This window comes from Flavobacterium foetidum, from assembly GCF_004634245.1.
Classification (GTDB): Bacteria; Bacteroidota; Bacteroidia; order Flavobacteriales; family Flavobacteriaceae; genus Flavobacterium; species Flavobacterium foetidum.
This window is the reverse complement of sequence record NZ_SJTF01000009.1, coordinates 116,627-138,226: the sequence shown is the minus strand read 5'-3', so window position 1 is coordinate 138,226 and position 21,600 is coordinate 116,627. Positions and strand designations below refer to the sequence as shown.

At 33.6% G+C, this 21,600-nt stretch carries 22 protein-coding genes and 1 tRNA gene; 15 read left to right on the top strand and 8 right to left on the bottom strand.

What is annotated here, in order from left to right; genetic code table 11:
- Positions 1 to 108: 108 nt before the first annotated feature.
- The 3 genes from E0W73_RS12815 (at position 109) to E0W73_RS12805 (ending at position 3,787) form a co-directional block, all read left to right on the top strand.
- On the top strand, positions 109 to 669 hold the full coding sequence (locus tag E0W73_RS12815) for a porin family protein (RefSeq protein ID WP_135222472.1): 561 nt from the start codon (positions 109 to 111) through the stop codon (positions 667 to 669).
- Positions 670 to 813: 144 nt separating this feature from the next.
- Positions 814 to 1,227: a type II 3-dehydroquinate dehydratase gene (gene aroQ, locus E0W73_RS12810; RefSeq protein WP_135222471.1), complete on the top strand. Its 414-nt coding sequence runs from the start codon at positions 814 to 816 to the stop codon at positions 1,225 to 1,227.
- 70 nt (positions 1,228 to 1,297) lie between these two features.
- Complete coding sequence (locus E0W73_RS12805) at positions 1,298 to 3,787, top strand: DUF5686 and carboxypeptidase regulatory-like domain-containing protein (protein WP_135222470.1); 2,490 nt, start codon at positions 1,298 to 1,300, stop codon at positions 3,785 to 3,787.
- Between the two features lie 245 nt (positions 3,788 to 4,032).
- On the opposite strand, the gene E0W73_RS12800 is transcribed toward E0W73_RS12805, so the two are convergent.
- The 4 genes from E0W73_RS12800 to E0W73_RS12785 all read right to left on the bottom strand — a co-directional run bounded on the left by E0W73_RS12800 (position 4,033) and on the right by E0W73_RS12785 (position 7,506).
- Entirely contained in the window at positions 4,033 to 4,911 is an 879-nt protein-coding gene (locus E0W73_RS12800; protein ID WP_135222469.1) for a cation diffusion facilitator family transporter, read from the bottom strand.
- A gap of 147 nt (positions 4,912 to 5,058) precedes the next feature.
- A complete protein-coding gene (gene murA / locus E0W73_RS12795; protein WP_135222468.1) occupies positions 5,059 to 6,372 on the bottom strand; it encodes a UDP-N-acetylglucosamine 1-carboxyvinyltransferase in 1,314 nt (437 codons plus the stop codon).
- Positions 6,373 to 6,485: 113 nt separating this feature from the next.
- A complete protein-coding gene (locus E0W73_RS12790) occupies positions 6,486 to 7,205 on the bottom strand; it encodes a DUF4290 domain-containing protein (RefSeq protein ID WP_135222467.1) in 720 nt (239 codons plus the stop codon).
- Between the two features lie 4 nt (positions 7,206 to 7,209).
- Positions 7,210 to 7,506, bottom strand: a complete 297-nt coding sequence (locus E0W73_RS12785) for a DUF493 family protein (protein ID WP_135222466.1) — start codon at positions 7,504 to 7,506, stop codon at positions 7,210 to 7,212.
- 291 nt (positions 7,507 to 7,797) lie between these two features.
- Between E0W73_RS12785 and E0W73_RS12780 the strand changes: the two genes are divergently transcribed.
- The 6 genes from E0W73_RS12780 to E0W73_RS12755 all read left to right on the top strand — a co-directional run bounded on the left by E0W73_RS12780 (position 7,798) and on the right by E0W73_RS12755 (position 13,925).
- Complete coding sequence (locus tag E0W73_RS12780) at positions 7,798 to 8,709, top strand: carboxylesterase family protein (RefSeq protein ID WP_135222465.1); 912 nt, start codon at positions 7,798 to 7,800, stop codon at positions 8,707 to 8,709.
- Positions 8,710 to 9,341: 632 nt separating this feature from the next.
- On the top strand, positions 9,342 to 9,875 hold the full coding sequence (locus E0W73_RS12775; protein WP_135222464.1) for an AAA family ATPase: 534 nt from the start codon (positions 9,342 to 9,344) through the stop codon (positions 9,873 to 9,875).
- A 65-nt stretch (positions 9,876 to 9,940) separates the two neighbouring features.
- A complete protein-coding gene (locus E0W73_RS12770; protein ID WP_135222463.1) occupies positions 9,941 to 11,836 on the top strand; it encodes a RecQ family ATP-dependent DNA helicase in 1,896 nt (631 codons plus the stop codon).
- Positions 11,836 to 12,783: a methionyl-tRNA formyltransferase gene (gene fmt / locus E0W73_RS12765; RefSeq protein WP_135222462.1), complete on the top strand. Its 948-nt coding sequence runs from the start codon at positions 11,836 to 11,838 to the stop codon at positions 12,781 to 12,783. Before E0W73_RS12770 ends, fmt begins: the two co-directional genes overlap by 1 nt.
- A 180-nt stretch (positions 12,784 to 12,963) precedes the next feature.
- Positions 12,964 to 13,236, top strand: a complete 273-nt coding sequence (locus tag E0W73_RS12760; protein ID WP_008464760.1) for an HU family DNA-binding protein — start codon at positions 12,964 to 12,966, stop codon at positions 13,234 to 13,236.
- Positions 13,237 to 13,364: 128 nt separating this feature from the next.
- Positions 13,365 to 13,925, top strand: coding sequence for a YqgE/AlgH family protein (locus tag E0W73_RS12755; RefSeq protein WP_135222461.1), 561 nt, complete (start codon positions 13,365 to 13,367; stop codon positions 13,923 to 13,925).
- Here the strand turns inward: E0W73_RS12755 and E0W73_RS12750 are convergent.
- Positions 13,922 to 14,761, bottom strand: a complete 840-nt coding sequence (locus tag E0W73_RS12750) for an aminotransferase class IV (protein WP_135222460.1) — start codon at positions 14,759 to 14,761, stop codon at positions 13,922 to 13,924. The two genes, E0W73_RS12755 and E0W73_RS12750, sit on opposite strands and share 4 nt — an antisense overlap.
- Before the next feature lie 54 nt (positions 14,762 to 14,815).
- Positions 14,816 to 15,208: an START-like domain-containing protein gene (locus tag E0W73_RS12745; RefSeq protein WP_135222459.1), complete on the bottom strand. Its 393-nt coding sequence runs from the start codon at positions 15,206 to 15,208 to the stop codon at positions 14,816 to 14,818.
- A gap of 152 nt (positions 15,209 to 15,360) precedes the next feature.
- Between E0W73_RS12745 and E0W73_RS12740 the strand changes: the two genes are divergently transcribed.
- From E0W73_RS12740 to E0W73_RS12730, 4 genes are all read left to right on the top strand, one after another.
- A tRNA-Met gene (locus E0W73_RS12740) sits at positions 15,361 to 15,434 on the top strand.
- A gap of 322 nt (positions 15,435 to 15,756) precedes the next feature.
- Positions 15,757 to 17,070 (top strand): PDDEXK-like family protein, encoded by a 1,314-nt coding sequence (locus E0W73_RS12735; protein ID WP_135222458.1) that lies wholly within the window; start codon positions 15,757 to 15,759, stop codon positions 17,068 to 17,070.
- Positions 17,071 to 17,423: 353 nt separating this feature from the next.
- Entirely contained in the window at positions 17,424 to 17,567 is a 144-nt protein-coding gene (locus tag E0W73_RS21435; RefSeq protein WP_162847704.1) for a hypothetical protein, read from the top strand.
- Positions 17,568 to 17,702: 135 nt separating this feature from the next.
- On the top strand, positions 17,703 to 17,963 hold the full coding sequence (locus E0W73_RS12730; RefSeq protein ID WP_135222457.1) for a hypothetical protein: 261 nt from the start codon (positions 17,703 to 17,705) through the stop codon (positions 17,961 to 17,963).
- Positions 17,964 to 18,004: 41 nt separating this feature from the next.
- Here the strand turns inward: E0W73_RS12730 and E0W73_RS12725 are convergent, their stop codons facing one another.
- Positions 18,005 to 18,544 (bottom strand): GNAT family N-acetyltransferase, encoded by a 540-nt coding sequence (locus tag E0W73_RS12725; RefSeq protein WP_135222456.1) that lies wholly within the window; start codon positions 18,542 to 18,544, stop codon positions 18,005 to 18,007.
- A gap of 619 nt (positions 18,545 to 19,163) precedes the next feature.
- Here E0W73_RS12725 and E0W73_RS12720 point away from each other — a divergent pair.
- Positions 19,164 to 19,385, top strand: coding sequence for a hypothetical protein (locus tag E0W73_RS12720; RefSeq protein ID WP_135222455.1), 222 nt, complete (start codon positions 19,164 to 19,166; stop codon positions 19,383 to 19,385).
- A gap of 66 nt (positions 19,386 to 19,451) precedes the next feature.
- Complete coding sequence (locus tag E0W73_RS12715) at positions 19,452 to 20,276, top strand: SIR2 family NAD-dependent protein deacylase (protein WP_135222454.1); 825 nt, start codon at positions 19,452 to 19,454, stop codon at positions 20,274 to 20,276.
- Positions 20,277 to 20,814: 538 nt separating this feature from the next.
- Here E0W73_RS12715 and E0W73_RS12710 read toward each other — a convergent pair.
- Complete coding sequence (locus E0W73_RS12710) at positions 20,815 to 21,597, bottom strand: TIGR03915 family putative DNA repair protein (protein WP_135222453.1); 783 nt, start codon at positions 21,595 to 21,597, stop codon at positions 20,815 to 20,817.
- Positions 21,598 to 21,600 lie beyond the last annotated feature (3 nt).

The following is a 21,600-nucleotide window of genomic DNA, read 5'->3' as shown; positions in this document are numbered from 1 at the left end:
GAATTTTAGTAATTCTTTAATCTAAATTATAATGCAATAAAATGTCAAATAAGTAGTTTTGACTTGTAAATAACATCAATTAAATACCAAAACTTCAAAAACATTTTTATGAAAAAGATAATTTTAGCAGCTGTTATGTTCATTGCTGCATCGACAGCAGTAAATGCACAATTTGTACAAATCGGGGTTAAAGCAGGGGTTAACTTTGCTAACCAAACAGGAGGTTCTGACTTTGATGGAATTTCTGTAGACAAAGAAGGTATTACAAGTTACCACGCAGGTCTTGTAGCTGAACTTAAATTATTAGAAAAGTTCTCAATTCAGCCAGAGCTTTTGTACACTACACAAGGAGCAGAATACAAAAGTGCTGTACAGGATTTTAAAAACGAAATGGGATACATTGCTATTCCAGTAATGGCTAAATTTTATATGACTAAGTCATTGAGCTTAGAACTTGGCCCGCAGGCATCATTTCTTGTTAGCAATAAAAAAGAGTTTGATGTTGCTGATCCAAAAACATTTGACTTTTCTCTTAATGCAGGTCTAGGATTAAAAGTTGTTGGAGGTCTTTTCGTTCAAGCTCGTTATGGTATAGGTTTAACAGAAATATCAGAACAAGCTGATTTTAAAAACTCAGTATTTCAACTTTCAGCTGGATACATGTTCTAAATATATCACATACTTTTACAAAAACCGTTCTATATTGTGGAGCGGTTTTTTTATTTTTACAGAGCTCAATGGCAATGGCAAAAATCAATTTCAATTTCAATATCAAAAGACAATATAATACCTCAACACATAAATAATTAAAACATGAAAATCTGCATTATCAACGGCCCGAACTTGAATCTATTAGGAAAGAGAGAACCAGAAGTTTACGGGAGCCAAACTTTTGAGGATTACTTTGAAATTCTTCAAAACAAATTTCCAGATATAGAATTAACGTATTACCAAAGCAATATCGAAGGCGAATTGATTGGAAAAATTCAGGAGGTTGGTTTTAGCTTTGACGGAATTATCCTGAACGCCGGCGCCTATACTCATACCTCAATTGGTTTGGGAGATGCTATAAAAGCTGTTACGACTCCTGTAATCGAAGTTCATATTTCAAATACTTATGCACGCGAAAGTTTTAGACATCAATCTTACTTATCGGGCAATGCAAAAGGTGTAATTCTAGGCTTTGGATTAAAAAGCTACGAACTTGCAATTCAGTCCTTTTTATAAATCGTTATTTAACAAATTATTAATAAGCTCATTTTTCAGTTCTTCTATTTTTGTAAGACAAACCACTTACATGAAAAACATTATTTTATCTGCCCTTTTGCTTTTTTCAGTTTCCAACTTTGCACAAGTAAAAGGAACTGTAACTGATGAAAAAGGAACTCCTCTGCCTTTTGTTTCTGTTTTTGAAGAAAATACGTATAGCGGAACTACCTCAAACGAACAAGGTCAATACCAATTGAATGTAAAAGAGGTCGGAAAAAACAGAATTGTTTTTCAATATCTCGGTTTTAAAACTCAAAAACTCAATGTTGCATCAGGCTCAAAAACAGTCACTCTTAATGTTAAAATGACTGAGGAAAGTTTTGCCTTAAATGAGGTGGTCATTGATCCCAAAAATAATCCGGCTAATGCGATTATTAAAAATGCAATTGTAAACAGAAAGGAAAACTCTGAAAAAACTGCCCGTTTTACAGCCGATTTCTACTCAAAAGGAATTTTAAAAGTCAAAGATTTACCTAAAAAGATATTAGGTCAAAAAATAGATCTTGGTCCAGACTTGGCATCAAATCTGGATTCTACTGGAACCGGAATTTTGTATTTATCAGAAACTATCTCAAAAGTTTCTTTTCAGAAACCAGATAAATTAAAAGAAACCATTGTCGCTTCTAAAATATCTGGAAACAATAAAGGATTCAGTTATAATACCGCTTCGTTATCGACCTATGATTTTTACGATAACACCTTGGAGTTTGATGTAAACCTGATTTCTCCTATTGCCGGAAATGCCTTTAATTATTACAAATACAAACTTGAGGGAAGTTTTTATGATGAGGACAAACATCAGATTTATAAAATCAAAGTGATTCCAAAACGCGACAAAGAGCCTGTATTTGAAGGATACATTTATATTGTAGACGAAAGTTTTGCCATTTATGCTCTGGATTTAGATATAAAAGGCTATAGAATGAAAAATGAATTTACAGAAGCAATGAATTTAAAACAAAGCTTCAGTTATAATTCCAAAAACAAAATCTGGTCAAAAAATGCGCAGACACTTACGTTTAATGCGGGTGGCTTTGGCGTGAAATTTTCAGGACAATTCAATTATGTATATTCTAATTACGAATTTCCGGATTCGTTTTCTAAAAAGACTTTTGGCAACGAAATTGTATCTTTTGATTTGAATGCCAACAAAAAAGATGATGCTTTTTGGAACGAAATTCGTCCGATTCCTCTAACACTTGAAGAAACTACGGATTATACCAAAAAAGACAGTCTGCAGACAATTCGAAAATCAAAAAAATATACTGACTCGATTGATGCTAAAGAAAATAAATTTAAAGTTTTGGATATTCTTCGAGGTTATGATTACAAAAACACCTTCAAAAAATATTCTTTTAAATATGATGGTTTATTAAATCTGACTTCGTTAAGTTTTAATACCGTTCAGGGTTTTAATCTTGACTCTGGTTTTTCTTTTAGAAAATGGAACGAAGAAAATGGCAAAACCACTTCTTTGAGCACCACTTTCAACTACAGCTTTTCAGATGAAAGGCTTCGTGTTACCGGCGATTTCAGCCACCGATTTAACAACATAAACTATGCAACGCTTTATGTTTCTGGTGGAACTAAAACAGCTCAGTTCAACGGTTCGCAACCTATTACTAAATTGGTCAATTCGATAAGCTCTTTATTTTTCAAAGACAATTATATGAAGTTGTACAATTTGGAATTTGCACAAGTTAACTACGCCCAGGATATTGCAAACGGTATAAATTTAAACGCAAAACTGGCCTACGAACAGCGAAAACCGCTTTTTAATACTACCGATTATTCATTCTTTAAAAGAGATGATATTTATTCGTCAAATAATCCGTTGGCGCCAAATGATTTTACGACCGCTGCTTTTGATGCGCATCATTTACTTAAAGCTGGCTTAAATGCTCGTATCAATTTCGGAAACAAATACATCTCAAGACCCGATGGAAGATACAATTTTAAAGATGAAAAATATCCAGCCATCTTTTTAGCTTTTGAAAAAACCTTTGCTGGAAGTGAGAAAAAGTATGAATTTGAAAGAATTGCCGCTGCTGTTCAGTACGATTTAAAATTAAACAATAAAGGCGTTTTGGGAATGAATTTCAAAGCAGGGAAATTCTTTAATGCCGAAAATATTTCGTTTATCGATTACAAACATTTCAACGGAAACCAAACCCATATTGGTACAAGCTCTAGATATTTGAATGTTTTCAATTTGATGCCTTATTACAAAAACAGCACCAATGACAGCTATTTTGAAATGCATTTAGAGCATAATGACATGGGATATATTACGAACAAAATCCCTCTCTTGAATCTTTTAAAATCAACTATGAATATTGGTTTTCATGCTCTAGCGCTTCCTGACAGAAATCCGTACACCGAACTTACCGTTGGTCTAGACAATCTAGGTTTCGGAAAATTTAAGATATTTAGAGTCGATTATGTGCATTCGTACCAAAGCGGTATTCAGCAAAACGGTGTTGTATTCGGGATAAAGATTTTGAATGTGTTAGACTAAGATAAGATACTAAGGTTCTAAGATGCTAAGGTTCTAAGTTTTCTTAGCACTTAATACTAGTTATATCAAGCTGAGCAAAGTCGAAACCCGCTCAAAAATTTTCAAACTTCAAAAAAAATCTGCTTATTTAAAGTCTTGCTTCAAACAGACTGTAAACTAAGCAGTATACTTATGATTTCAAAGAAATATTTTTAATATGCTACAAGAAAAACTTAGAACCTCAGCATCTTAGAACCTTAGCAACTTTAACAATTATAATCATCCGGTTCAATATGAATCAAGACATGTCCTAGTTCAGGATTTTTTTCTCGCAAGGTATCTTTCAGTTTATGTGCCAAATCATGTCCTTCTTTAACAGATATCTTTGCCGAAACAATAGCATGCAGATCCACATGGTATTTCATTCCAGCTTTTCTGATAAAACATTTTTCAGTGCCTAAAATTCCGGGAACAGTAAGAGCTACAATACGAATCTCCTCAACTAAATCTTCATTCAGATTTTCGTCCATGATTTCGCCAAGTGCAGGTCTGAAAATTTTATAACTGTTATATAAGATAAAAAAGGCTGCAAAAAGTGCCGCCCAATCATCTGCAGATTCGTAGCCTTTCCCCATTATTAGAGCAATCGAAATTCCGATAAAGGCCGCTACAGAAGTTATCGCATCACTTCTATGATGCCACGCGTCTGCAGCCAAAGAAGAACTATTGGTTTGTTTGCTTCTTTTCATCACAAGACGAAAAGAATATTCCTTCCAAATAATAATAGATCCTAAAACATATAAAGTCCAAGATTTAGGCAACTCATGCGAAGTTCCAATATTGGCAATACTTTCATATCCAATAATGGTTGCCGATGTAATTAAGAATCCGACCACCAGAAAGGTAATTAAAGGTTCTGCGCGGCCATGTCCGTAAGGGTGATTTTCATCGGCAGGTTTATTTGAATACTTGATTCCAAATAAAACCAAAAATGAAGCAAATATATCCGTAGTTGACTCTATGGCATCTGCAATCAAGGCATATGAATTGCCAAAAAAACCTGCGAGACCTTTTATCAGGGCCAAGCAGGTGTTTCCTATTATACTAAAAATAGTAGCTTTTACAGCTTTTTGTTCATTTGTCATTTATGACTATTTTTTTCGCCACTAATTACACAAATTACACGAAGATTAGCTTTGTGTTTTATTCCACTAATTTTAAAAACTAAATTCGTACAATTGAATTCAAAAATCAAAAATTAGTGTAATTTGTGAAATTAGCGGCTAACTTTTTTAAGCTCTCACGATTTTTGCACCGATTGCTCTTAAACGCTCATCGATACGCTCGTATCCACGGTCGATTTGCTCGATATTCTGGATTGTACTCGTTCCTTTAGCAGAAAGCGCTGCGATCAATAATGAGATTCCCGCACGAATATCAGGAGAAGACATTGTTGTTGCTTTTAATTGAGATTCGAAATTATGTCCCATAACCACAGCTCTGTGCGGATCACACAACATGATTTTTGCTCCCATATCGATTAATTTATCTACGAAGAATAAACGGCTTTCGAACATTTTTTGGTGAATCAGAACATCTCCTTTTGCCTGAGTTGCTACAACCAAAACAATGCTTAACAAATCAGGCGTAAATCCTGGCCAAGGCGCGTCGGCAATTGTTAAGATAGAACCGTCGATGTCTGTTTTTACTTCATATCCGTCTTTATGAGCCGGAATATAAATATCGTCATTACGTTTTTCGATTGTAATTCCGAGTTTTCTAAACGTATTCGGAATCAAACCTAAATTTTCCCAGCTAACATTTTTGATTGTGATTTCGCTTTTTGTCATCGCTGCTAGACCAATCCAAGAACCGATTTCAATCATGTCAGGCAAAATTCTGTGCTCACAACCACCAAGGCTTTCAACACCTTCGATAGTCAATAAGTTAGAACCAACACCAGTGATTTTAGCTCCCATAGAGTTCAGCATTTTGCATAATTGCTGTAAATATGGTTCGCAAGCAGCATTGTAAACTGTAGTTGTTCCTTTTGCTAAAACGGCAGCCATTACGATGTTTGCAGTTCCCGTTACAGATGCCTCGTCAAGTAGCATATCTGTTCCTTGAAGTCCTTCTTCTGGAGATTCTACTCCGTAAAAGTGATCTTCTCTGTTGTATCTAAATTTTGCTCCAAGGTTAATAAAACCTTCAAAGTGTGTATCTAATCTACGGCGGCCGATTTTATCTCCGCCCGGTTTTGGGATATATCCTTTTCCGAAACGAGCCAAAAGCGGACCAACAATCATAATAGAACCACGAAGCGCTCCACCTTCTTTTTTGAAAGCTTCTGTTTCTAAATAGCCAACATTAACCTCATCTGCTTGAAAAGTGATTGAACCTGGTTCGTTACGTTGAATTTTCACCCCTAAATTCCCCAGCAAAGTGATTAATTTATTGATGTCTATAATATCAGGAATGTTATTAATTCTTACTTTCTCTCCTGTCAGCAGCACGGCACATAAAATTTGTAATGCCTCATTTTTTGCTCCTTGCGGAGTGATTTCTCCTTTTAAAGGTGTTCCCCCTTCGATTTTAAAAATTCCCATAGATCTTTGTTAAGGTTCTTTTTAAAGTTCATAAGATTCTGAGGTTCTAAGTTTCTAAGTTTTTCTTTCAAAAAACCTTAGCCCCTTAGTCGCTTAGCATCTTAGCCCCTTTTTTATTTTTGATTATTGTTTTTTTGAAAATTCTTTTTTTGTCCGCCTTTGTTGTTTTTGTTGTTCTGATTTTTTGGTTGGGCGCCAGAAGCAGTTTTATTTGACATACGTTTGTTGGTGCGCATCAAATCTGTTGTATTTAAAAGTTCTTCTGTACTTTGCAACAAATTGATTTTGCCTCCAGACAATTCATATAAATGCTCAAAAATCACATCGTCTTTTACAGTGTCTTTGTTCCAGCTCAGGAACGATTTTTTCATGTGATTGGCAATGACCATCACCAAAGCATTCTTCATTTCGCCTTCTTCCCATTTGTTTGCAACATCTATCATGTATTTGATGTTGTTTCCATAAAATCTGTATTTCGGAAAGTTCTGCGGATATTGTAAGATTTCCGGTTTTAGCTGCAATACGTCTCTTGACGGAATCGGATAAGGAGATTCAACATTCAGTTTAAAATCTGACATGATAAAAAGCTGATCCCAAAGTTTATGCTGAAAATCTGGCACATCACGCAAATGCGGATTCAAACTTCCCATAACCTGAATGATGTATTTTGCGGCTTTGTTGCGCGTTTCATCGTCTTCGATTGCAGTAGCCTGATCAATCAGTTTTTGCAAATGGCGACCATACTCCGGAATAATCAAACGCTGTCTTTCAGAATTGTATTCCAAATTATATACAACGTCGCTTGCGGCTTCTCTTTTATATTTTTCGATCATAATCTTATAATGATACTATCCCTTCGATAGTAGAAACTTCTTTGTATTTACTAATCACATCGTCTGAACTGTTCATAGTAACATCTATAGAAACACTGGTAAATTTACCCGTTTTAGATTTTGTAGTTTTAATCACCGCTCCCATTCTGTCAAAAGCTTTTTCCACTCTTTCTACATTATCGGCAACAGATGGCACAATGAATTTATACAAATATTCTGCTGGCCAGTTGTTTGCATTATCAAGTTCCAATTTTAATCTTTCGTAAAACTCAGCTGTATTTTTTTCGTTATCGTTCTCCATTCGTAATTAAAAATAAACGCAAAGATACGTTTTTGATTTCAGATTTATGATTTTAGATTTTAGATTTTTTTTGAGGTTAAAACTTTGTTTTAAAGGGACAAAGTTACAAAGGTGCAAAGGTCAGAGAAAAATATAATTGAAGATTATTTCTTTGTAAATTTTACGCTTATATTTGAGAAAATAATCCTTTAAAATATTTATTAAAAAGTTCCTCAGAAGGAAGCATACAACGTACAATATTGCGAAACAACTTTGCGATTCTGCTACTTTCCAAAATCAAAACACATTACAATGAAAAAACTCCTATTACTTTTTATCGTCCTTGTATTCAACACTATTCAAGCACAAGAAGTCAAAACTTTAACTTATTTTCAAAATGACACTTTAAAACTGGATTTAGATTTATACCTGCCAAAGAAAAAAGCTGGACAAAAAATCCCGTTGATTATGTTTGCTTTCGGTGGAGGTTTTTCTGGTGGAGAACGCACAAGCGAGAAAGATTTTGGAAAATTCATGTCGGAGAATGGCTATGCTGTTGCAAGCATTTCGTATAGCTTATACATGAAGGATAAGGATTTTGGATGTGGGGGAATTTTAAAGGAAAAAATAAAAGCAATTCAAATTGGCGTGAGCGACATGTGGCTCGCGACTGGCTATTTGATTGGAAATGCCGCTAAATACAATCTTGACACGTCAAAAATATTCGTTTCTGGAATTAGCGCTGGTGCCGAAATTGGTTTCCAAGCTTCTTTTTGGAATTATAAAACCATGAATTTATACAAAAACAATCTGCCCGCAACGTTTAAATACGCAGGTTTTGTTGGAGGATCAGGAGCAGTTGTTGACACCAAACTTATTACCAAAACAAACGCAATTCCGATGTTGCTAGCACACGGAAGCAAAGATGCCACAGTTCCGTATGCCAAAGGTTCGCACCGTTCTTGCGCAGAAAACGCTTCGGGTTTTATAATACTTTATGGCTCACAAGCCGTTTATAATCACATGCTAGGACTGCAAAGAGACATACAGTTGATTACCTTTTGCGGTGGCGGACATGAATTTTCGGGCTACTTGTTTCACGAAGGCAAAAAGCAGGTTTTAGAATTTGTAAACAATGTTGTAAAAGACAAAAAATTTCAATCGAGCATAATTGTGGGTCCGGACAAAACAGCATTGTCTGGAAAACATTTGTTTTGTGAATGATTTTTAAAGTCAAAATAAATGAAGATTAATTACAAAAACTTTATTAATCGAGCCAAAGGCTCTTCGGTTAAAGTTCCGAAGGAACGATTTATTTTGTAGCAACGGATTTTAATCCGTTGAATAATAAATGAACATTACAAAAGTTCCATCGGAACGAAACATATAAAATTAACTCGTTGGGTGAAATTATTTTCAACACATAGAAACATAGTTTAACTAAACTTAAAAAAGGCGTTTCACTAGTCTAAATGCACATAGTTTAGCTATGTGTGGAAAATTGTTTCTCCCATTTTCTTTTTTCGGTACAAAAAACTATGCCTCTATGTGTTAAAATGCTTCTATTTTTTAATTACACCCAACGGGTTAAAATTTAAGCCAAAAATATACCTACAAGGTTTTGAAAACCTTGCAGGAGATGATGGCGTTTGGAAAAATTCCCAAAAACAAAACCATGTCTCTCCTCTAGCCCTGATGGAAGTGGAAATCCTTTTGCTTTTTCCTTTAAAAAGCAAAAGATTGTAGCGAACAGCAGGACCCCATATCTGCTAAAAATGCCAAATCTTTCGGTTCTAGTAAATATTCTTTTTAATTATGAATAAGTTTAGGTAAATTTGCGCTTTATTTTTAGAATAGTGCAAAAAGAAATCATAGTCCTGCTTGGCGGTCCTGGTACAGGAAAATCTACACTTATAAACGAATTAGTCGCTCGTGGCTATTGCTGTTATCCCGAAATTTCAAGAGAAGTTACCCTCGAAGCTCAAAAAAGAGGTATTGAACAATTGTTTCTAGAACAGCCTTTATTGTTTAGCGAAATGTTGCTCGAAGGTCGTATTCAGCAATTTAAAAGCGCTATCGAGGAACCTGACGATGTAGTTTTTATTGACCGCGGTATTCCTGACGTTGTTGCTTATATGGATTACATCGGTGATGAATATCCGGAACATTTCACCAGAGCTTGCGAGGACTTTAAATATTCTAAAACTTTTATTTTGCCACCTTGGGAAGAAATTTATCAGAGCGATACAGAACGTTATGAAAATTTTGAACAAGCATTGGAAATCCAAAAACATCTTATCGAGACTTACAAGAAATACGGATACGATTTAATTGAGGTTCCGAAAGATACGGTTGAAAACAGAATTCTTTATATCTTAGACAAAATTTAGCAGCCGGTTTTAAAGTTGCAAAACTAGAAACTGATTTCTAAATTTTTAACTTTAAAACTTATGCCATGCTTAATGCGCAGGATATTCTTCTAAAATACTGGAAACACGACAGTTTTAGACCGCTGCAGAAAGAAATCATCGACTCTGTTTTGGAAGGGCAAGATACTTTTGCGGTACTTCCGACCGGTGGCGGAAAATCGATTTGTTTTCAGGTTCCTGCCATGATGCAGGAAGGTATCTGTCTGGTAATTTCTCCTCTCATTGCCTTGATGAAAGATCAGGTAATGAATCTACAGAAGCGAGATATTAAAGCGATTGCTCTTACAGGCGGAATTCATGCCGACGAAATCATTGATCTTCTGGACAATTGTCAATATGGCAATTATAAATTTCTTTACTTATCACCAGAACGCTTACAATCAGATTGGATTCTGGAACGCATCAAGAATCTTCCAGTAAATTTAATTGCGGTTGATGAGGCGCACTGCGTTTCGCAATGGGGCCATGATTTTAGACCGGCATATCTCAAAATATCAGAATTAAAAAAATTCTTTCCCAAAATTCCTTTTCTGGCATTGACCGCTACGGCAACTCCTCGTGTAATTGAAGACATCAGAACACAATTGGAACTAAAAAACCCAAAACATTTCCAGCAGTCTTTTGAGCGCAAAAATATCGCCTATATGGTTTTTGAAGTAGAAGACAAAATGTACCGCGTTGAACAGATTCTGAAAAAAAATCCGCAGGCTTCTATTATTTATGTCAGAAATCGCAAATCGTGCCTTACTATATCTTCGCAGTTACAATCGTTAGGTTTTACGGCTACTTATTATCATGGAGGCCTTTCTGCCAAAGAAAAAGACAAAAATATGCAACTCTGGATGTCGGAACAGGCTCAGGTAATTGTAGCAACAAATGCATTTGGAATGGGAATCGACAAAGGAAATGTAAAAACGGTTATTCATACCCAGCTTCCAGAAAATTTAGAAAACTATTATCAGGAATCTGGAAGAGCTGGACGAAATGGTGCGAAATCTTTTTCGATACTGCTTTACAACAATTCAGACACCATTCAGTCCGAGCAGCAGTTTTTAAACATTCTTCCAGATAAAAAATTTCTAAAGACAGTCTACAATAAACTTTGTAATTATTTTCAGATTGCATATGGAGAAGGCCTAGACCAATCTTTTTCGTTTAAAATGAATCATTTCTGCAATAAATATGATTTTCCGACCCTTAAAACTTATAATGCGCTGCAGTTTTTAAATCAGCAGGGCATTATTACGATGTCTCAGGAGTTTTCAGAAAAAATCAATATTCAGTTTATCATTGAGTCAAAGGAAGTCATTCGATACATGAGCCTTAATCCGAACGACGAAGAAATATTGCTTGCGATTTTGAGGACTTATCCCGGCATTCACGAAGTAAAAGCCAATTTAAATCTAGGGCTGATAGCCAAAAAATCAAATCGTACAGAAGAACAGATCATTGCGCTTTTAGAGAAACTAAAAGAAAAAGAAATAATAGAATATAAATCTAAAAACAACGATGCTACCATATTGTTTAATGAAGTTCGAGAAGACGACCACACTATAAATCGTGTTTCGAAATATTTAGAAAAACAAAATCTGGTAAAAAAAGAACAGCTTTTATCTGTTCTTCATTATATAAAGGACAACAAAACCTGCAAAAACAGGTTGGTTTTGGATTACTTTGGAGAAGAAAACAAAGAGAATTGCGGTATCTGCTCCTACTGCATTACCCAGAAAGGAAAAATCACAGAAGCCGACTCGATTGCCGATAAGATTTTATCTTTGCTCAAAACAGCATCTATGACTTCGAGAGAAATCGAAAACCAAATCAAAATGGATGCAAAAGATATTGTTTCGGTTCTTCAAGAATTACTCGAAAACAATCACATCATCATACAAGCGAATAATAAATACACTTTAAAATCATAATGGAGAAATTGAGAATCATATTTATGGGAACTCCCGAATTTGCGGTCGGAATCCTGGATACTATCATTAAAAACAATTACGAAGTTGTCGGCGTAATTACTGCTGCAGACAAACCGGCAGGACGCGGACAAAAAATAAAATATTCGGCCGTAAAAGAATATGCGCTCGAAAACAACTTACACTTACTACAGCCAACTAACTTAAAAGATGAGAATTTTTTAGCAGAACTAAAAGCCTTGAATGCCAATTTACAAATCGTAGTAGCCTTTAGAATGTTGCCTAAAGTGGTTTGGGAAATGCCAAGTTTAGGAACTTTCAATCTGCATGCTTCTCTATTGCCGAATTACCGTGGTGCGGCACCGATAAACTGGGCAATCATTAACGGAGAAACCAAAACAGGTGTTACCACTTTTTTTATTGATGACAAAATTGACACGGGAGCAATGATTTTAAATTCTAAAATTGCCATCGAGCCAGAAGAAAACGCAGGACAACTCCACGACCGCTTGATGCATTTAGGGAGCACAACTGTAATTGACACCTTAAAAGTTATTGAAAACGGAAATGTGGCGACCACAATTCAGCAAGACAACGAGGATATTAAAACAGCTTACAAACTCAACAAGGAAAACTGCAAAATAGACTGGACAAAATCTGGAAAAGAAATTACTAATCTGATTCGAGGCCTGAGTCCGTATCCTGCATCTTGGTGTTTTTTGAAAGATCAAAACGAAGAAATGAGTATCAAGATATATGAGGCAAAACTGATTCTTGACCAGCATTCTTATGAGATCGGAAAAATATTGAGTACAAAAAAAGAAATCAAGATTGCAATAAAAGATGGTTTTGTTCAGTTATTAAGTCTACAATTTCCGGGAAAAAAGAGAATGCTTGCCTCAGAATTATTAAATGGAGTAAGCTTTTCAGACGTTGCAAAAGTCTATTAACATCAGTAAAACAGGGGTTTGTACCCGATTTTCATCGATGAACAACGTTCTTTATGAACAAAAAAAGCAAGTTATTAACAATTTTTGCTAAAATTAAACAAAACACTTGCACGCAACGGATTTCCTACTAAATTTGTGTATTAACAATTTTTTTTAACCAACAATTAATAACTAATTATTATGAACAAATCAGAATTAATCGATGCTATCGCTGCTGATGCAGGAATTACAAAAGCTGCAGCGAAGTTAGCTTTAGAGTCATTTTTAGGTAATGTAGGGACAACTTTGAAAAAAGGTGGAAGAGTTTCTTTAGTAGGTTTCGGATCATGGTCTGTATCATCTAGAGCAGCTAGAGACGGAAGAAATCCTCAAACAGGAAAAACTATTAAGATCGCAGCTAAAAACGTTGTAAAATTCAAAGCTGGAGCTGAATTAGAAGGTGCAGTGAACTAAGTAAGAAAGTTCTCTAAACTTATAATATACTAAAAACCCTCCTTATCGAGGGTTTTTTTGTGCGGTTTGACGATTTTTTTTGTGATTTTAATTTTTTTATGATTAAATTTAATAAAAATTGTAGCCGTATGATTTCAGAAAAATTAAAAAAAGGACACCTGCTTATTGCCGAGCCTTCAATAATTGGAGATTTATCATTCAACAGATCGGTAATTTTATTAGCAGACCATAACAAAGAAGGATCAATAGGTTTCATAATCAATAAGCCGTTAAAATATACTATTAATGACTTAATACCAGAAATTGATGCCAACTTTAAGATATATAACGGAGGACCTGTAGAACAAGACAACCTTTATTTTATTCACAATATCCCTGAGCTGATTCCAAACAGCGTCGAGATTTCGAACGGGATTTACTGGGGAGGCGATTTTGAATCGACCAAAGAGCTTATAAATGATGGGTCTATTGGAAAAAACAATATTCGCTTTTTCTTAGGATATACCGGCTGGGATGAAAACCAGCTTGAGAATGAAATGCAAGGAAACTCTTGGATTATTGCAGACAATAGTTATAAAAACAAAATTATAGGAAAATCGACCACTCATTTCTGGAAAGAACAGATTATTGAGCTAGGAGGCGACTACCTTATTTGGTCTAATGCACCTGAAAATCCATATCTGAATTAATTTTCAGTTATGGATTCATTCAGTTTCTGCACTAACAAATGCGCTAGATTACTTGTAAATTCTTTTTTCCTGTATTTTGTTATGGGTTGTATTCCCATGATTACATTTGTGAGAAATAATTCGTCTGCTTTTTGAAGATCAAAGGGCGAGATTATTTCTTCTGCCACTTCTATGCCTTCTATTTTCTTGGCCGCCGCTAAAATCTGCTTGCGCATAATTCCGTTCAAGCATCCTTCAGAGACTGGAGGTGTCACAAGTTTTTTTCCTGTCAGCATAAATATATTTCCCTGAAGCCCCTCAATTATATTTTTAGAATCATTAATTAAAAGGCAGTTAGCTAAGCCATTTTCGTGGGCAAATATACTTCCGGTCACATTAATCATTTTATTAGTCGTTTTAATAGACGATAATAATTGTTTGGTCACATAGAAGTCTTTATATAAATCTACCTCATATTCGGCCTTATTTATTTCGTACAAACTATTTTCAAGAGCCGAAGCAGTGATCAAATAAGAAACTTCATTTGTTTTTGGAAGATAAAGCCCTCCATCATTTCTAAAAACAGTAATTCTGGCTCTAGCAGAAGACGTCAAATTAGTTTCATTGACCAATTTTAGAATTTGCTCTTCTAGATACTCCATTGTAAAGTTCATCGGAATTTCCATTCTTACCACGCGCATAGAAGCCATCAATCTAAAATAATGGTCTTCTAGATATAAAATCTTGCTGTTAACAATTTTTACCGTTTCAAAAACACCGTCTCCAAATAAAAAAGCACGGTTTTGCGTAAGTATATTATCTTCTCCAGAAGTAATGTTTCCGTTAAAATTAATCATAAAAAAGCCCTGAATTTTGTTCAGGGCAAATATAAGGATAAATTAGAGCTTTAACTAAACAGATCCGATAAGATGTTTGAGGTCTGAGATTTGATTCTCCCACAGTTGTTTAGCCTCTCCTAATTCTTCCTTTTCTGCAAAATCGACTACCATAAGCGATACATCTTTGGTTAATTCGTCAACCAAAATGTGCAATTCAAAAAAATAGTCAGTGTCTTTACTGCTTTCGTCTACCCATTTAAATTTTACTTTTTCTCCAGATTTTTTGGAGGCTAATCTCGCTTTTTCTTGTGAATCATTCCAGATAAAGGTAAAAAACTCTCCTCTAGAATTAACATTGTCAGCAAACCATTCTGATAAACCTGACGGAGTTGATATATATTGATACAATAATTGCGGCGAAGAATTGATCGGAAACTCTATTTCGTAACGTATTTTTGGATCCATGTGCTACTTTTAATTTTTTCGAAATATAAGAATATATGTCCAAAAACAATGCGTTTTTAAAAATATTTTTTTTTCTTTCTTTTTTGCTTGTTCGCTTTAATATTATTTCTATATTTGCACCCGCAATCAGGAACACTTTTGGTTGTAGTCCAGGCGAGGTAGCTCAGTTGGTTAGAGCGCAGGATTCATAACCCTGAGGTCACGGGTTCAACTCCCGTCCTCGCTACTAAAGGCAAAACCCTTAAACAGTAAATGTTTAAGGGTTTTTTGTTATAATTCATTCCAGAAACAAAAAGAATAATGTGTAAAAGTTAGATTACGTAAAAAAAATTGGGTAATCTCTATAAGAATCCTGCTCGTTATTCTAAATCCCAAAACCAATCGCTTTCTCAGTTGTGGTTCATAATTTATCCGCATCAAAAACTTGAAAGTTTTTTCATTGCACTTCAATATCTAATTAATTATAACATATATAAATCACAAATCTATGCAACTATTTACTTGACTTTGCTAACTTGTGGTTTTAAAACAACTCTAGCTCAACCCATATGATTGAAAACTCAATTGATGAAAAAGTAAATATCACCGCAATAAAAAATTTACTTGAAAAAGTGCATATCATTCAAAACAAATACGATGATATAGCCGAAATTACTGGAGAAAAGTTCAATGTCTTTTCTGTTTTAAACTTAACAAGCAATGAGGTTCGAACTCATTCTGCATTTATTGGAGAACTTCTAAACATCAAAGGCTCACATGGCTTAAAAGATATTCCGCTAAAGCTTTTTATCAAAATGCTGGAAGAAAAATTTATTTCGGCCGCAGCAGATGAATCCGAATATACTCTTGATCTTGATAGGTTTAAATTTAATACTGAAACAGCTGTTACAATCATTGAAAAAAATATTAAAAAATTAAATGAAGATAAAACCGAAGGTGGACGTATTGATATTATCATAGAAGACAAGAATAAAACAAATGCGCTTATTATTGAAAACAAAATCTATGCAGGAGAACAACAAAATCAATTGATAAGATATTACAATTATTGTAAAGAACATTTTTTTAATGAAGCTCCTATTATATATCTAACATTGGATGGAATCGCACCAACTTCTGGAAAAGGACTTATCGAAAGGCAACATTATTTTAATATTTCATATAAAGAAGACATCATAAACTGGCTGGAGCTTTGCTTAAAAGAGGCATCAGACAAACCTATGCTTAGAGAAGTAATAAAACAATATATTTATTTAATTAAAAAGTTAACTGGTCAAACAATTAATAAGAAAATGGGAGAAGAAATACAGAATTTAATTTTAACAAACTTTTTAGCTGCTGAACAAATTGTCAAAGAGTTTGAAAAAATAAAACACAAAATTTTAGAAGATATCAGAGCTGAAATAGAGCAGAGCTTAATTTTACAATTGGGTTCAAAATATAATGTAACTACACCTAATAAAGTTGGAGACTGGAATTCAGGAATATGGCTAGAATTAAAAGATTACCAGAACATGGGAATATACTTCGGGATAGAGCCTTTTAGCGGAAAAGGAAATTCACGTAATGAATTATTTTTTGGAATTTTAAACTTGCATGATAGACACCGAACAAACTTTGAAAATCATAATTTTAAATGTTTCAAATGGTGGAGAGATGTCGATTTTTTTGACAATGTGGAAGATTTCAAAAACAATCGCATCAATTTTAATGATTCAGAATTCATAAACTTTCTTGGTAAAAACCCTTTACAGAAAGATGAGTTAATAAAAAAAATCACAAAAAGAATGGTCGAGTATATAAATTTCAGAGAGAATTCTTTAGTTAGCGTATGTGAAGATATAATCTCGAAAAACAACTAACCTACTTTTGTTTCAAAAAACGTTACATATCAAAACAATGGAAATTCTAGAAATTTTAAAGAACAATATTCAGCAAAGTTTTGAAATATCAAAAAAGTATTGGCCCTTTAAAGTCCAAATTGTATTATGCCTTTTTTGACGAGATAATTCATTATTCAAATAAAAATGAAATTTTTGTAGATTCAAGTCATCTAAAAAGTCCAGCTCACTTTGGACTATACTTAACTCCAAAAGAATGGATTTCAAAACCTTATAGTATCGCTGTCATGTTTGAGACAGAATCTACTAAGAATTACTCTTAATTGTATGTTTCTCTTCACTATAATGAAAACATCACTGAAATGGAAAAAACAATGACAGAAAAAAAATTCCCTGAAAACTTCAGAAGAAATCATGCCAATATCTGGAGAAATATTTCAACGGGAACTTGGGCCGATAGTCCCGAAATCCGAAAAGATGTTGCCAAAAGCAAAGATAGTTTTACATTCAAGATATAATATCAACCATACAAGAAATCATTGAGATTGAAAACTCTTAAAAACGCAATTCAAAACATCAAATTAATTCTAAAAAATTATTTTTTACAGCCATTAGTAAAATGAGTATTTTTGCAACAAAGTAATAAAAACAATATGGACATAGTTAAATTTAAAATCACATCAAAAACGATAAAAGTAGAAGTACGCAATTCGAATAATTATGTTTTTAACTTTAACACTGCCTTAGACATTGCAAAAGAAGATCGAGATGTTTTGTTACGTCTATACAACGCATTGGACCTTCTTTTCAAAAAAGAAACTCCTACCGAAACAAAAAACTATATCTCACCCAATCAAACTAATATATTGGATCAGATTTCTGCGGCTAATTTAGAAGAAGAAAATAACAGCTAATTTGAAGAGCATCTTTTTTACAGCAAGTATGAAGTAACATCTTAACTATTTTTATTGTGCCAATTTGCTTTCGTAATCTGATAAACAAAATTCAGTTTTGGATGTTCTCCAAAATAAGCGACTTCCTGTTCGGCTATTTTCTGGGCACCCAATCTCGAGATTGCGATTTGTGACCTGATATTTTCGGCTCCAATGTGAAAATTAACTTTATCGACAAACTGGAAAACATAACCAAGCATCATTGTTTTTACCGTGAGATTAACTCCTTTTCCCCATTGCGATACGGCATAAAAAGTATAACCAATCAATATACTTTTATCAACCTCATCGTAATCGTAAAATCGCGTGCTTCCAATTATGTTTCCCGTTTTTTTGTCTACAATTTTAAAAGCTCCCCTACTCTTTATGGCTCCTTCAAAAAAAGTTCTAAAAACTTCTTTTTTCCAACGGTCCCGATTCGGATGTTGTTTCCATATTTCAGGGTCTGATGCGACATTATAGAGACTCTCGAAATCTTTTTCTTTTAAAGGGCGTAATATAGTGTCATTATTCTCTAAGATTGGCTGAATATCAAAAGTCATAATTGTAGTTATTAATGAATCAAATTTAGCAAATTAAACTGCACATTTCAATGTACATCTTCTCAAGGCATTTTTTTGGTACAATAGAAAAATTTATCTTAAAAGAAGGTTTTTAAATTAAACAAAAGCCGAATAGATATATTTATGTATTTTCGCACAAATAAATAGAATTGAAAAGCTTCAATAAAGTACTAAACAACAATTTTAAATATGGATGAAAAAGAGCAGTTTTTTTATTTATAATCTTTTTCGCAACTATTTTTGTTTTTATTTTTATAAATGCATTTATAAAATCACGTCAAGAATACACAAATAAATATGATTTTAGTATAGATAAAATAGAAACAGATGCAAAAGGTTATCTAATATTTTACGACAGCCTAAATAACAAATATTCTTTTGCTAGTTATAGTTTTACAGAATTCGAAAATTTAGGGATTTCGGTTGGCGATAGAGTCTTTAAGGATCGTTATTCAAAAAATATGACTATCTATAGAGAAACAAAAAATAAACATAAAATTTATTACGTACGAGAGCCTAATGGCATGATTCCTTTTTCATTTTATGCATATTAGTTATTGATAAAAAAATTGTTCTATAACCAACCAAAAATAAAACCATGTACAATTTAGTATTTTGTGAAAAAGCAACCGGAATCATTTTAGAGATTGATGGTAAAACAAGATTCTTAAAAAGTGAAACAAATTCACGTCCCTTTTTATCTTTTGAAAACATTCAGGAAGCAGAAAGTAAAGCAAATGACTTATTAATCAAAAATGATAATCTAGAAATTTCGATCTATGATTCTAATTGGAATTTTATAAAACGTTTTTCTAATTAATCCAAGTTGCTAGTTAATTGATTTATTTAATCAAAAAAATACAATACTGTTTTTTCAAAACTAAATATGCAAGAATTAGAGAATATCATAAAATACGTTTCAACTAAAAACAAAAGAAACCTCTTTACCTTTTTGACAGGAGCCGGGCTTTCTTCAGAAAGCGGCATTCCAACTTATAGAGGTGTTGATGGTATTTGGGTTAAAGGAACACAATTTCATAAACCGGAAGAATTCGGAACTTTTAAATACTTTAAAGAACATCCGGAAGAAGTCTGGCAATATTCGTTGTTTAGAAAGAAAATGTTTCAAAATGCCAAACCAAATGAAAGTCATTACGAATTGGTTGAAATTGAAAACATCCTGAAAGACCGATTTCATCTTATTACTCAAAATATTGATAATTTACACCGACAAAGCGGAACCGAAAGAATTTTCGAAATCCATGGCAACAATAGAGAAATAAAATGTTCCAATGGCTGTAAAGAAATCCTAAATCTGCCAGAAGAAATAAAAGGAAAAGAAATCGATGAAGATCTGACGGAAAGAGAAATCGAGCTTTTAAAATGTCAAACTTGCGGAAGCTGGATGAGGCCCAATATTTTATGGTTTGATGAATATTATGATGAACGAACCAATAAGAAATTCAGTTCTTTAAAAATTGCTAAAAATTCGGGAATACTATTTATTTTGGGAACTTCGGGCGCAACAAGCCTCCCAATCGCAATTGCAGAAACTACTTTAAAATATGGCGGAACTATCGTTGACATCAATATAGAAGACAATCAGTTTACCGCTTTGATAAAGGATAAAAAGAATAAAATCATCATTCGTAAAACATCAACTGAAGCTTTGAAAATGATAAAAGGCATGATTAAAAGTATTTGTATTTAATAGTTACTGTAAATTAGTCCGATAAAAATGCATATATTAAAAAACCACTTTATTGATAATTTTAAATGTAGCACGTCCCTGTTAATTTATCAATTTGTTGATGCTTATCGATTTTTTAGTAAAGGGATCTAGTGCGCAATCAGCAGTTAGCTATGAGAAGTATAAATATGTTTGGTTAAGTATTTTTATTCTTTTGGGTTAATTCAATTGCTTTTCATCAATGGAGATTTAAAATTAAGCAAGTTTGAATATTTGCTTATGATAGTGGTTTTCTGGAGTTACATTTTCTCCTGCTCGAAAATACAAAGAAACTCGACAAAGCAATTAAAGAAAAAAAACGCCATCTTAGCAGATTTACTGTTAGGAGTACGAATAAGGTTTGCTTTTTCAGCATAAATGCTATCCTTGCCAATGAATTAAAAAGAAAAATGTTCCAGGCATTTGTGAGAGAAAATGTGCAATTATTCTCTAAGATTGGCCGAATAGCAAAATCATAATTGTAGTTAATAACGAATCAAATGCAGCAAATTAATTCCTGTTATTTAAAATCATTTAAATCAGGTCTTTTTTCAGTCAAATGTTTCCAATATCTTTTGGGCATATGCTGTAAATGAAGCTTTGTATTTTTGCGTGATGCAATATTTACGCTGCTAAAATAACACCTCCATAAATCCTGAAAAAAACCTTCATCCTCGTCAAAAAATTCAGCTGAAGATTTAGACAAAGAAACTCCTGAGTCAAATTGCAACGCTACAACACTCGTATTCTCCAGGTCGTAATAAATGCCGTATTTACGTTTTGCATCATAAATTAACCAGCGCTGATCGGCATATCGCTTTTTAAAATGTTGTTCTATAAGCGGGAGCACATCGCAATCTGGTTCGATAATCGCATAATACAAATTGTCTTTTGTAAGCTTAAAGCGAATAAATGCTTTCATTCTGTGGCTTTCTCTCGTTGTAAAATGAAACGCCTTTTTTACGGCAAGAACATCATCATTACCTAAATCACCTTCCACATTAACATCGCTGGACAACACATGTTTTACAAATCGAAACAAAACCTCATCAATCTTATTTATTTCTGACTGAAAGGCGCCAAAAACACTTTGAAAACCCAAAACAGTAAGCCGTTTTCTTAATCCGTTTTCTACACGTTCTGCTTTTGAGATATCGGTTGTTACGGTGTGAATATCGGCAAAAAGCATTGTATTCAAAGCCTCATTTTGCGCCAGGACAATATCATTCAATTTATATTCATAAATCTCAAATACAGCCGTAAGCCAGCCTTCATAAGTTCCGTCGTAAATTACTTGTGTCATTGC